The organism is Carboxylicivirga agarovorans, assembly GCF_050589845.1.
Classification (GTDB): domain Bacteria; phylum Bacteroidota; class Bacteroidia; order Bacteroidales; family Marinilabiliaceae; genus Carboxylicivirga; species Carboxylicivirga agarovorans.
On sequence record NZ_JBNGPA010000011.1, the window covers coordinates 29,351 to 42,885 of the forward strand.

The 13,535-nt window shown below is 39.8% G+C and carries 10 protein-coding genes; 8 read left to right on the top strand and 2 right to left on the bottom strand.

Annotated elements, in window-relative coordinates; translation table 11 throughout:
* Positions 1 to 67: 67 nt before the first annotated feature.
* From def to ACRD69_RS12870, 8 genes are all read left to right on the top strand, one after another.
* Complete coding sequence (gene def / locus ACRD69_RS12835; protein ID WP_430815497.1) at positions 68 to 649, top strand: peptide deformylase; 582 nt, start codon at positions 68 to 70, stop codon at positions 647 to 649.
* A gap of 215 nt (positions 650 to 864) precedes the next feature.
* Positions 865 to 1,920, top strand: a complete 1,056-nt coding sequence (locus ACRD69_RS12840) for an efflux RND transporter periplasmic adaptor subunit (RefSeq protein ID WP_430815498.1) — start codon at positions 865 to 867, stop codon at positions 1,918 to 1,920.
* Positions 1,921 to 1,933: 13 nt separating this feature from the next.
* The gene (locus ACRD69_RS12845) at positions 1,934 to 5,014 is read left to right on the top strand and encodes an efflux RND transporter permease subunit (RefSeq protein ID WP_430815499.1); all 3,081 of its coding nucleotides are present in this window, start codon (positions 1,934 to 1,936) and stop codon (positions 5,012 to 5,014) included.
* A 164-nt stretch (positions 5,015 to 5,178) separates the two neighbouring features.
* On the top strand, positions 5,179 to 6,543 hold the full coding sequence (locus ACRD69_RS12850) for a TolC family protein (RefSeq protein WP_430815500.1): 1,365 nt from the start codon (positions 5,179 to 5,181) through the stop codon (positions 6,541 to 6,543).
* An 87-nt stretch (positions 6,544 to 6,630) separates the two neighbouring features.
* Complete coding sequence (locus ACRD69_RS12855) at positions 6,631 to 7,716, top strand: sensor histidine kinase (RefSeq protein WP_430815501.1); 1,086 nt, start codon at positions 6,631 to 6,633, stop codon at positions 7,714 to 7,716.
* Between the two features lies 1 nt (position 7,717).
* Positions 7,718 to 8,518, top strand: a complete 801-nt coding sequence (locus ACRD69_RS12860) for a LytR/AlgR family response regulator transcription factor (RefSeq protein ID WP_430815502.1) — start codon at positions 7,718 to 7,720, stop codon at positions 8,516 to 8,518.
* A gap of 204 nt (positions 8,519 to 8,722) precedes the next feature.
* The gene (locus ACRD69_RS12865) at positions 8,723 to 9,799 is read left to right on the top strand and encodes a methyl-accepting chemotaxis protein (protein ID WP_430815503.1); all 1,077 of its coding nucleotides are present in this window, start codon (positions 8,723 to 8,725) and stop codon (positions 9,797 to 9,799) included.
* Between the two features lie 164 nt (positions 9,800 to 9,963).
* The gene (locus ACRD69_RS12870; RefSeq protein WP_430815504.1) at positions 9,964 to 10,845 is read left to right on the top strand and encodes a DUF6268 family outer membrane beta-barrel protein; all 882 of its coding nucleotides are present in this window, start codon (positions 9,964 to 9,966) and stop codon (positions 10,843 to 10,845) included.
* Positions 10,846 to 11,009: 164 nt separating this feature from the next.
* Here ACRD69_RS12870 and ACRD69_RS12875 read toward each other — a convergent pair whose 3' ends face one another.
* Positions 11,010 to 11,768, bottom strand: coding sequence for an energy transducer TonB (locus ACRD69_RS12875; protein WP_430815505.1), 759 nt, complete (start codon positions 11,766 to 11,768; stop codon positions 11,010 to 11,012).
* Positions 11,769 to 12,031: 263 nt separating this feature from the next.
* Positions 12,032 to 13,438 carry an MATE family efflux transporter gene (locus tag ACRD69_RS12880; RefSeq protein WP_430815506.1) on the bottom strand — a complete coding sequence of 469 codons (1,407 nt, stop codon included), beginning with the start codon at positions 13,436 to 13,438 and terminating at the stop codon, positions 12,032 to 12,034.
* Positions 13,439 to 13,535 lie beyond the last annotated feature (97 nt).

Below are 13,535 nucleotides of genomic sequence, written 5' to 3' on the forward strand. Positions count from 1 at the left end.
TTTTCGGCAAAACTTTGGTTTATGCTAAAAAGACTATTTTTGCAGCTGAAAAAATAAAATTGAAACAATGGCATTAGCAATTACGGCATATGGCACCAAAGTGCTACGCAAGGTGTGTGACGAAATAACGAAGGATTATGAGGGTTTGGCAACACTAATTGACAGCATGTGGGAAACCATGTATGAAACCAATGGAGTTGGCCTGGCAGCTCCGCAGGTGAATAAGCCCATTCGATTGTTCGTAGTTGATACCGAGCAGGTATATGAGGGAATGAATGATGAAGATAAGGAAGACTTATTTGAAGATGAAGCTCCCATCAAAGAAACCTTTATCAATGCTCAGATCATTGGAGAGTCGGAAGAAGTATGGGCTGATAATGAAGGTTGTCTCAGTCTGCCTGATATTACAGGTGAGGTGGAGCGTCCATGGTCCATTGAAATGGAGTATTACGACAGAGATTTCAATAAGCATACTAAAACCTTTTCGGGGTATAATGCCCGGGTTATTCAACACGAATACGATCATACCGAAGGTATTTTATATGTAGACCATTTATCAGGAATAGCCAAACGACTGATCAAAGGAAAATTAAACAAGATTGCAGAGGGGAAAATATCACCCCGCTACCGAATGCGATTTGCTAAATAAACGAATTTATACTTCTAAAAATGGCCTTAATCACAGATGATTAAGGCCATTTTCATTACTGCACCCATCGCTTAATGCAATAGACTTACCGCTTGGTGCAGAGTAATTGCAGCTTCACGCAAATACTAACCACTCGTCCTTGTTTATCCGATACTTTTGCAAATGGAAACAAATTATTCATTGAAACAGAGTATTACTAACAGGATATTTAAATCATGAGAAAACAAACATTACCGTTGTTGATTGCACTGATAGTTGTTGCAATAAGTATGGTTAGTTGTGGTTCAAAAGAAGAAACTAAACAAATAGCCCCGCGCTATGTGAAGGTTGAGCAATTGGGAACAAGAGAAAGTGAAGAGGAACTTGTATTTCATGGCCAGCTTAAGGAAAAAAAGGAAGTCAATGCGGCATTTAAAGTAGGAGGTCAGGTCTATAACGTACTTGTAGATGAGGGTGACTACGTTAAAAAGAACCAGGTCATTGCGCGAATTGATCCTCGTGATTACAAAATTCAATTGCAGTCGGCTAAGGCTCAGTATCTGCAGGTTGAAGGAGAGTACGCCAGGTATCAGGAGCTTTATAAGAAAAACAAGCTGCCAATTAATACACTTGAGCGACTTGAAGCCGGTTATTTAGCTGCAAAGAGTGCTTATGAAGCTGCTCAGAATGCTTTAAATGACACTGAATTAAAGGCTCCGTTTGAGGGATATGTTTACCGTAAGCAAATAAGCAATTATGAGAATGTAGCACCAGGTCAGCCAATATTTTCTTTGCTTGATGTAAGCTATTTGGAAGTTAGCTTTGGATTGCCAGAAAGTAAGGTCAATAAAGCCAAAAATTTCAGTAAGATATTGGTTGATGTAGCCAATGCTAATGCCTATGGTGTGCCGGCGGAAGTACTTTCTGTAAATGAGAAAGCCAACGGTAACGATATGTTTGATGTTCGTCTGAAAGTGAATAATTCAGATATGAAAGAATTAAAACCAGGTATGTCGGTTAAGGTGCGTATTACCATGGCAGCTAATAATAATCATACCGTGATCATACCGGTCGAATCAGTGTTTGAAAAGCAAGGAAAAAAATACGTTTGGGTTTATGATCAGTCATCTGGTAAAGTAGTTAGTCAGGAAGTGAAGGTGCAGATGATTGAGAATTTGGGTTCAATTTCCGTTACTTCAGGATTAAATGGCAATGAGGTAGTTGTAGTCGCAGGTGTTCATAGTCTGGTTGAAAATCAAGAAGTAAGAGTTTTAACCAATAACAATTTATAATTAAGCTCAGAACATGTTAGACAAGATATTATCTCAAAAAGCATTTTTGAGCTTTATTTTCGTGGCAGTTGTTGTAGGAGGAGTTTTTTCTTTCGACTCAATTGGAAAGCTCGAAGATCCTGAAATTCCGGTAAAAGCTGCGGTTGTTATTACGCAGTATCCGGGAGCTTCTGCCGATGAGGTGGACCGTGAAGTTACAGATGTATTGGAAAAAGCCATTCAGCGATTAGAGAATATTGATTTTCTTGAATCACGCTCAATCGCGGGTATGTCTGAAATTACCATTACTATTAAGTCAGGTACCAAAACCAAGGAAATGCCTCAGTTGTGGGATCACCTGCGCCGTAAAATAAATGATGTAAAAGGAAGTTTACCGGCAGGTGCAGGAGAGCCTATCATTAATGATGACTTTGGTGATGTGTCAGGAATATTTCTGGCAGTCTCTAACGATGGCTATGATTACCATGAGTTTCAGGACTATGTTGATTGGGTCAAGCAGGAGTTGATGCTGGTTGACGGCGTAAAGCGGATAGAGGTATTTGGCAAACGCACCGAGGTTGTTAACATCACTTTTGATAATGAATATTTCGCTTCGCTGGGGATCAATCCAATGATGATCTTCCAGGCATTTAATGATCAGGGCTCTATTGTTAATCCTGGTTCATTTGTATCGGGCACTGAACGTATTCGTATCAGTATCGGAAACAAATTTCAAAGCCTGGATGAGATCCGCAATTTTGAAGTTAAGTTACCTAATGGTGGTCGTTATCGATTGGGTCAGGTGGCCAAAGTTGAACGAGAGTTTTATGAACCAACACTGCAGAAGCTAAAGTTCAATGGTAAAGAAGCCATTAGTTTGGCCGTGTCAATGGAGAAAGGTGGTAATGTTATTACCCTGGGAGAGGCTGTTGAAGCCCGTGTGGCTGAACTACAGGCCGAACTGCCTGTAGGTATAGAGTGTAACAAGGTGTTTTATCAACACAATTATGTTACTGATTCAATTGATAATTTTATTGTCAACCTCATAGAGTCTGTTGTCATTGTTATTGCTGTTCTATTACTTGCTATGGGCATGCGTGCAGGCTTGTTGATAGCCAGTGGGCTGGTATTCACTATCCTGGCTACATTTATTGTAATGGGGCCTGTTGGTGTAGAAATTCACAGGGTATCACTTGCGGCCATTATTATTGCCATGGGAATGCTGGTTGATAATGCCATAGTGGTAGCCGACGGTATACTGGTTGATCTGGACAGAGGTATGAAGCGTAAAAAGGCTTTCGTTAATACAGCTAAAAAGTCAGCTTTCCCATTACTGGGGGCAACATTAGTAGCTATTCTGGCATTTATGCCTTTGGCCTTTAACAGTACAGGTGCAGGTGAGTTCCTGCGTCCCTTATTCTACGTGTTGGCTATCTCCTTATTTGTGAGTTGGGTATTTGCAATGATTCAAACTCCCTTCCACGCACAGTATTTCTATAAGAAACGCGATAAGAAAGGGAACGAAGGTGAGAAAGTTGATCCTTACGGAGGTAAGTTCTACCAGGTGTTTGGAAAATTCATTCGCTTTGCACTATGGCATAAGAGTATCGTTATTGTAGCGACAATCGTTGTTTTGGTTATGTCATTCTGGTCATTCCAGTTTGTCAAGCAAAACTTCTTCCCCGGAGCCGAGTATGATCAGTTCATACTGGAGTACCGATTGCCTGAGGGTTCAGATATTAGTCAGGTTGAAAAAGACCTGGATGCTATTCAGGCTGAATTAAGCAGTTGGGATGGTGTTTCATCAGTGGTAACCAGCCTGGGCAGTACGCCTGTTCGTTATACACTGATGCGACCAATGAACGGACTGAGCCTTAGCTATGGTGAGTTAATTGTAACGACAAAAGAAACAGATCTTCGCAAAGAGGTGATGTTAAAGATACAGAAGTATGTAGAAGAGAATTACCCATCAGCTTTTGCCCGTTCAAGAGAATACATCGCCATTGGTGGTGACTTTAAAATAGAAGCTAAGTTTAGCGGACCTGATGATAAGGTATTACGTCAACTGGCTGAGCAGGCCAATGATATAATGCGACAGGAGCCAACAGCAAGCTTCGTGACAAATGACTGGAAAAATACCATAAAGGTATTGGAGCCTGTTTATTCGCAAGATAAGGCACGTGAGTTAATGGTGAATCGTTCTGATGTTTCCAATGCCTTGGCTATTGCTTCCACAGGATTGCCGGTTGGTGTTTATTACAGTAATGATTACCAGTTACCTGTCATGCTTAAGCTTGACAAATCCATTGAGAAAGATGTTGATCAGTTGTCATCCATACCGGTATGGTCGGGCTTACCGCAAAGTGTTGCCTTGGGACAATTGGTTGATTCCATTACGATAGGCTGGGAGAGTAGTATGATCCGTCGCTATGATAATCAGCGCGCTATTAAGGCACAATGTGATCCGGTCGAAGGGGTTGTGCCAAACGAGCTGTTGTTTAAGCTTAAAGATAAGGTTGAAGCTATACCATTGCCTGAGGGCTATAAGCTGGAATGGCTGGGTGAATATAAAGACAGCAACGAAGCCAATGAAGGACTAAGTGAGAATTTACCTTTGGCAGCATTGCTTATTATCATCATCATTATCGGATTGTTCAATAATTTCCGTCAGCCTGTTATTATTTTATCGATCATGCCGCTGGCGTTTATCGGGGTGATATTTGGCTTTTTAATAACACAGATGAGCTTCTCCTTTTTCTCAATCATCGGAACATTAGGTTTAATGGGTATGATGATAAAAAATGCAGTGGTACTGCTGGACGAGATCAACCTGCAGATAGCAGAGGGCAAGGAAATACTCAATGCGATTATTGACTCGACATTATCAAGGGTCCGCCCGGTAATGATGGCCTCGTTAACAACTATACTGGGTATGCTGCCACTGGCATTTGATCCAATGTTTAAAACAATGGCGGTAGCCATTATGTCGGGTCTGTTGGTTGGTACTGTTATTACATTAATTGTTGTTCCGGTGGCATATGCCGTGATGTACAAGGTTGATACCAAGAGTTTAAGTTGTGCCAATGAGCAGGAGTCAAAAACAATAGAAGAGTAAACGTTTTTTTTTCATGTATAGGTTAGTAGTGGAGCCGGTTGAGTGCAACGGTGTTGAGCTGGCTCCATTTTTTAAATCAGACAAAAGAAGCACGATCATTTAATTTAAAGTGAAAAACGACATACATCTTAGTTTTTGATACTTGTTACTAAAAAAATAAAGAAATGAAACACTATATAATAATACTTGGCTTACTGGTTGGCATGGGAGCATCGGCACAGCAATTGGTGTCCCTTTCGCAAAGCCGTCAAATGGCCCTGGAGTACAATAAAACACTTAAGACAGCCAAGTTAAGATTTGATGAAGCAGAGGCCCAGCGTAAAGAAGCACGCACTGCTTACCTGCCTAATATTGATGGTAGTGCCACAGCCATGTACCTGCCTTCCATGGATAATATAGGCATACCGCCAATGAGTTTTCCTGTTATGGATGCCGGAGGTTCAGAAACCGGTAATACTGTCGATTTTGCAGGCATGAGCCTCGAAACGGAAAAGCTGAAATACTATAATGGACAGGTGGCTATGCAAGTGCCTGTTTATGCCGGTGGTCAAATAAGATACGCCAATAAAATGGCCGATAAAGGTGTAGAAATAGCCGGGCAGAACTATAAGCTTGAAACCGATCAGGTGGTATACAATACCGATAATGCGTATTGGCAGCTGGTGGCCTTTAAAGAGCAACTGAAAGTAGCCAATAAGTACTACGAAATGCTGGATTCACTCGAACAGCAAATGAAAGATATGTATGAGCTTGGTTTGACACCCAGGAGTGAGCAGTTAATAGTTACAGTTCAGAAAAATGAAGCACAGTTGCAGCTGATGAGAGCTGAAAATGCCTTGAAGATTATGAAAATGAACTTGTGTCAGATCGTAGGCCTTGATTTGAATACTGATATTGACGCGAGTGATTCACTAAATACCAATCCAGAACTGCTTTTGATGAGCAATAGTGTAAATCAGGCTTTGAGCAACCGTAATGAGCTGAAAATGCTGAGCGGTCAGGTTGAAATATCGGAACTTCAGAAGAAGACCGATATGAGTGCTTATCGTCCTCAAATAGGTGCTCAGATCAGTTATGGATATACAGAGATACCTAACCTGGTTGATGCACAGGAAATGACACAGGCATCTGCTCAATTATCTATTCCTTTGGTTCACTGGCGTGAGAAAAAACATAAAAAGGATGCTGCTCGACTGCGCGTTCAGCAGGCACAGTTGCAATTGGATGACACACGGGAATTGATTCAGCAGGAGGTCCAGCAATATATTATTCAGGTCAATGAATCATATGAAGCGATTCAGATTGCCAAAAGAAGTAAGGATGAAGCCATTGAATCACTGGAAGAGGTAACAGCCAGTTTTGAAGCCGGCCTGAATACGACCACCGATGTATTGAACGCACAGGCTTCCTGGTTATCGGCTCACGCAGGACTATTAAATGCTTTAGCTACTTACGAGGTAGCTAAAACAGCTTACTATAAAGGAATTGGTCAGTTAAATGTTGATCTGGCCAATAACAACAATCAATAGTGTTTCTCAACAGGTAGTGACTCGTTTTAAAAAGTTAAAAGGAGTCATTACCTTTAGCACGTTATTTAATGGGGTTAATTAGTTGTCATGAAGAAATTCGATACCTGCTATAATGATAAATTCCTTAAAGGGAAACCGATTCTGTTTGTGAATTATAAAACACGACTGTTGTTTGAATTCGCAATGGGAGCGGTATTTTATTTAATACTAACATCAACATTATTTGCAGAAGAACCATTTGACTGGAAGGGATTTGTGTTTTCAATATGGTTGTTTTTCTTTATTGCCGAAGGAATTTTCGCCTTTAATAAAATTATTGCCTGTAAGCATCCCTGGCATACACACACAAAAGGACGGATCATTATATTATTGATTTTCTCTGCCATATGGTTTGTTATTGCTGTGGCCATGTCACATTATATCAAGCCCTGGCTGGAAGATGACAAGCCATTAACCGATATGGCTTATAATGTGGCGATAATCATTTCCATACTATTTGTAACCATTTATGTGATCTTGCTGTTTGCCTTTAATTATCACCAGAGTCTTTCGGTGGTAATGATTGAAAATGAACGACTGCAACAAGATAAACTAAAGCAGGATTACCGTGCTTTACAGGATCAGATCAATCCTCATTTCCTCTTCAACAACCTGAGTACTCTTATTGCCATTATCAGACAGGATAAGGATGCAGCCATCCGCTTCGCTATCAATTTCTCAGATGTTTATCGCTATGTATTACAAAGTAATAAACACACGTCTATTAAGCTTTCTGAAGAAATCAGTTTTATGAAAGCCTTTGGAGCTTTGCATAAAGAACGTTTAAGAGACGGATTGATCTGGGAGTTTGATGTTGATGATAAATACTATAGTTGGCAGCTACCTCCGTTAAGCATGCAATTGCTGATTGAAAATGCTGTTAAGCACAATGTGGCGACCAAAGGATCACCTCTGACCATTAAGGTATATACCAAAGATGATTATATTGTGGTATGGAATTCAATAAACCCCAAGTCAACAACCTATTCAACCAATACAGGACTGAGTAACCTGCGGAAACGCTATGAGTTATTGACAGACAAGCAGATTGTAATTGAACATACGGATAAAGAGTTTAGGGTTGAATTACCACTGATTAAGCAGATTAAAGAGCAAATAGATAATGTCGATTGATATGGATATTAATGTGATTATTGTAGAGGATGAGATTCACAGTGGCGAAATGCTACGTGATATGATTGCTGATATGCGTCCGGATTGGAATATCCTGACCATGTTGCAAAGTGTAAGTGAAACAGTTGAATGGCTGCAAACCAATGAGCATCCACACATTATATTTCTTGATATTGAACTGGCCGATGGTAACTGTTTTTCTATTTTCGATCAGGTAGAGGTTAAAGAGACTGGCATTATATTTACCACCGCCTATAACGAACACGCGCTTAAGGCTTTTAATCTTAACAGTATTGACTACCTTCTAAAGCCAATAAAAGAAGAAGACCTTGAACGTGCTATTGGCAAGTTTGAGATGGCTATTGAACTTACCTTACAGATGCATGAGGAGGAAGAAAAGAAGAAGTCAACTGATATTGATTATCAGGAACTGGCCCGTTCCATTGCAAAAACACAAGGTGGATATCGTAAGCGATTCTTAATCTCCAAACGAGAGGCTTTCTTTAAACTGGGTGTAGAAGATATTGCTTATTTCTATTTTGATGCGCGCGTTACCTTTGCCGTTACCTATGAAGGAAGACAACATATACTCAGTACTTCCCTGGATAAACTGGAGGAGGAGCTGGACCCTGAAATGTTCTTCCGGAGCAATCGTCAAACCATTGTTAATGTTGATGCCATTGAGAAGTTTGAGAGCTATTTTAGCGGGAAACTGGTGGTGAAGCTTGTCAATAACCTCAATGATAAAATAATGATCAGCCGGGCCAAGGCTAGCGCTTTCAAAGATTGGATGAATCATTAAGGTGATAATTGCAGTTTATAGTTGAAACAGAGGTGTCTGAAGGTCATGATTACAATACCGGTAGTGAGTCAGGACGTCATTAGTGATGAACCTATTTGTCTGTAGAATCCCCAAAAAACAGTAATTAAGAGGGTAAATTACTGAAATAGAGTTGCTTGTTTTCCTAAATACTTATTCGTTATTTTGCTATAGAAATCTGACTCTATGAAAGAAAATAACAAAAGTATACTGCGTAAGCTATTTACTTATATGATGGGATTTGGCATAGCAATGGGATTCATTTTCCCGGTGTATGCCAATTTTTTTGTTGAATGGAAAGAGGGATTTTTCCCTTTTTTTCTAATTGGCTGTATAATGGCCGGTATTACGGTTGGCGTAGTAAGTTACTGGTTTGTTAAAGTGATTTTAATAAAACAACTGCTCAAAATGTCCTCTCTTGCAGCCAGCATTTCAGAAAGAGATATTTCGCAAAAGATAGAGATTGAAAGCAATGATGCGGTTGGCGATATTGCCAATGGTTTTAATATGGCCTTTGAGCGGCTTAACGAATTTGTAAGTGAGATAAAAGTAATATCAGGAACGGCAGGTAACCTTTCGGGACATGAGCAGGATAGCGACGGTTCAATCGATAAGTTAAATACGACACTGAAGCAGGTAACATCATCGGTTTATCATGCTAATGAGCAAAGCAGAACGATCCAGGATAAAGTAACGACCAGTAAAAATTCTTTGCGTGCCACTACAGCCAATTTGCAAACCACATCAAAAAGTATTAAAAACTTTTCGGTGACCGTTGAAAAACTCAGCAAGCATGCTGAGGAAATTAACCGCATAGTAATGCTGATCAAGGAAATAGCGACTCAAACAAACTTATTGGCTCTGAATGCCGGTATTGAGGCTGCCAAAGCGGGTATTCACGGGCGTAGTTTTGCTGTTGTGGCCAATGAGGTAAGAGACTTATCGGTTAACATTTCGTCATCGGTAAGCGAAGTTGAGAATATTTTCAACGCCTTGAATGATGAGCTTAAAAAAACCGAAGAGGTTAATGAGATAATAAGTGGTCAGTTTGATGAAAGTTTAGAACAGAATAATGCGTTTCAGGAAATTTTTGCTGCCATTGAGTATGCTTCACAATCAAATCTTGAAGAGGGAGATCAGTTGATGAATGCCATGTCTGACCTGAACAATACAGTTGAGGATATTAATAATACTTTTCATTCGTTTTCGAGTTATATGAATGAGTTAAATGCCACCATGGATTTGTATAAAACAGCCAATTAGGCAAAGCTTTTGAAAGCGAAGAATGGGAGATATCCATCCTGCTTCATCATTTAATAATCACGTTTCATACATAAAGCTCCTTTTCTGTAATAGTAAAAGACGTTCTTTGAGCCCGAACTCTTATCTATTGAAAATTGACTGGTATATCTTTAAGAAATTACCTGGTGCCTGCTTTATTAATTTTATGCAGCGGTGCCGGGGCTCAGAACGCAACAGACACTGTCAGCTATAAGCGCCTTGTAAAATTCCCACTTTTGTCGATCCGTTACTTCAATTACAGTAACTCAGAATTTACAGCTTCTGAAAGCAAAGGTGATGTTTATATGGAAGAGTTCAATACCACCTTCCAGTTTGCATTCCCGATCAAAAAGAAAAAAACATACCTGATCAACCGGGTTAACCTTAATCGTTTATCATACAGGGTTGAGATCGATGATGAAATTAACAAGGAGGCTTTCTATGCTTTTGGTTATACCTTTGGGCTAACCCAGGTTTTAAAAAACAGGTGGAGACTTGTTGCTACAGTAACACCTACGCTGGCCTCTGATTTTAAAAATGAAATAAGCAGTGAAGATTTAATTGTGCAATCCGCTGCTATTCTGTCAAAACGCAGCAGTCCCTTTTTTGAATATGGATTTGGTGCTGCCTTTAGTACACGTTTTGGTCGTGAATTACTTGTGCCGGTATTAAGCCTGACCTATAAAAATGAACGCTGGGGTACCTTTATGTTTCTACCCGCATACATATCGCAGTATTATCACTTTGATCAATCGCGTGTCGGATTCTCATTATCAACCTATGGTAATGTATATAATTATACACCAGATATAAAGGGCGATTATGAACTTGATAAACTGGGCTATTCGCGCATTAATATAGGGCCTGAATTCAGAACAAGGCTGTGGAAAGATGTTCATATAAATGTGAGCACAGGTATAACAGTACGCAATCGATTAGAATCCATAAACGGGAGAGGAACAAGAGAGTTTGATATCTCCACCAAAGAAAAGTTCTACTTTAAAGTCGAGTTAAATATCCTGAAATAAGGCCAGTCGACGGCTCTTTGATTGAAAGAAGAAAACAGGCTGTTTAAAATTCATCATAACATATTATTCGAACTTGTCAAAAACAATTGATACACTATAAAATTCCTATCCAATTTAATTATTGCTTTAAACAGCCTGTTTTAGTTGTTGAGAACATTTACATCTTAATTGAGAGTTATTATCGCCAGAAGAACATCGTCATTAAGAGATTTCTCCAGGTTATCGTGTCGGGCCAGTTCAAGGTATTTATCAAGTTTTTGTTGTTTTAGCTCTTCTTTTCCCTGCACTTCATAGGTGCGGGCCTGCCAAAAAGTGATTGATAAATCATGAGGTCGATACTGTTCAGCTTTGGCCAGGTAGCGTTCGGCAGTATTAGCCTTGCGCTGACATTTTTTCATTTTTTTATCAGCAGTCAAATACCTGGCTTCAATGGTATTGATGACGTATAATTGTCTTATGGCATTGCTAAGGTATTGCGCAGCTAATTCATTGTGACTTTCATTACCTTCAATGTCAAACTTAACAAATACGGTCTTTTCCATACTGGCCGCTTCTCCATTAATTTTACCAGCCTGCCACATATTGTCACTTTCGGTGATAATTTGGAGCACTGCCTCATCGAGCATCTTTGAAACGGAGTTGCTAACAACCGGGTTTGAAACCGAGCCATCTTTCTCCACAGTAAAATCTACAGCAACAATACCCTCATCGCTTAGGAAGTCATAATCAGCGAGGTATGCCAATTCGTTTTGTAAATGCTGTGTGAACGCTTGTTGTGAGGTTTTGTCTGAATCAATAAGGCCAATGAATACAGGAGCTTCAACAACTGTTTCTTCAATAAACTTCTGCTTTACCTTTGATTCTTGTGCTACCATGCCTACTGTAAGCATTAATAACACCAATGCATAAGTGACTTTTTTCATGGCACATTGTTTTGATGATTAACACCTGTAAAGCACACCAATATTTGAACCAAATGAGTTAAAAAACAGTGAGGTAAGAATCAATGAAGTTTGGCACGAATTTTAATTAAGTAGAATCGTACCTAAATGAACAAGTTAGTGTTCGTTAATGAACACTTTATGTGATTTTATTTATCTTTTGTAATGAAACAGGTTAAAAGTGGCTGGTCAATGGTTTTGGTTATTAGCTATTTACGTTCTATTAAGAGCCATTGCCAGGTTCATTAAAAGCGCTTAAGGATAAACTTGTAGCGCAACTGGAACAAGGAGGAACAAACAAGCAGTCCCACCGGAAAGCCAAACCATATGCCAACAGCACCATAGCCCCATATAAAAGCCGACAGATAGCTGAAGGGTATGGATATGATAAAGTAGGAGATAAATGTAAATACCGCCGGAATTCGGGCATCCGCAAAGCCTCGTAAGGAGCCTGCCAGGATAATTTGTATGCCATCAACCAACTGAAATACGCTACATACAATCAGCATTTGTGCAGCAAGTTTGATGACCGTATCATTATTGGTAAAAAGATAGGGCAACAGGTTACGGCCTCCTAGAAATACAAGGATAATAAAAGCACAATAAACAAACATCAGGTGCATGCCGGTTTGAGTTGCTTTAATAATACCATCTTTATTGACTTCCCCTTTGTAATGGCTGACGCGTATGGTAGTGCCAGCTCCAAGACCCTGGTAAATCATAAAGCCAAGGGTTGAGAGGCTTATGGCAATTTGGTGAGCAGCTATGCCCACTTCGTTGATCCACCCAACCATAATTGAGCAAATGCCAAATGCACTGGCTTCCATAACGATCTGGCCTCCTAATGGAATACCCAGTTTTATTACCTGGAAGAATCCGGACCATGAGAAGAGACTCTTCTTATAGAGCCGGAAGAAAAACTGGTAGTTTTGTTTTTTATAAAAGAGTACAATAAAGGCCATGGCCATAAAAAGGCGGGCCATCAGTGTACCAACACCAGCGCCAATTAAACCAAGTTCAGGAGCCCCTAATTTACCATACATAAATACGTAGTTGCCAATAACATTTATAACATTGGCCCATAGCATTATTTTCATAGCTGTTTTAGTGTCGCCTATACCTTCGGCAAATTGTTTAAAGCCATAAAATACCATCATTGGAAATACCGATGTAATTAATATGGCCAGGTAGCTTTGCGACTGATCGATGATTGATGCTGGCTGCCCCATATAAGGAATAAGCAAATACAGGATGAATAGTAAAACAGATAAGGCAACTCCCATGAAAGCATTGGCCAGGATTCCATTCCTGATCCATGTGCCAATAGCGTCAAACTTCTTCTCACCAAAGTTTTTGCCGATCAATGGTGTTAAAGCAAAGGAATAGCCCATACCGAACATTAGCACGAGGCTAAAAAGAGTATTGGTGAATGATGCCGCGGCAAATGATGTTGTACCCAATTGCCCTATCATTACATTATCAATAAGTCCCACAGTGATCTGACCAGCCTGGGCAATGATAACAGGGATGCTGAGAGATAGGGTTTTCCTGTATTCTGTTATGTGTAGTTTATTGATTGTCATAGGTATTGATACTTGTTCAGTCTGTTTAGCTGGGATGACAGATTCAGTGATTTCACTATTCATTGCCATTGGCTAAGGATTGAAATTATTTGTTGATTGATTTTCCGGCTGCAAATGTATTTCGGGCTAATTGTATTTTACTTTACATTTGTTAAGTCTCAATCAA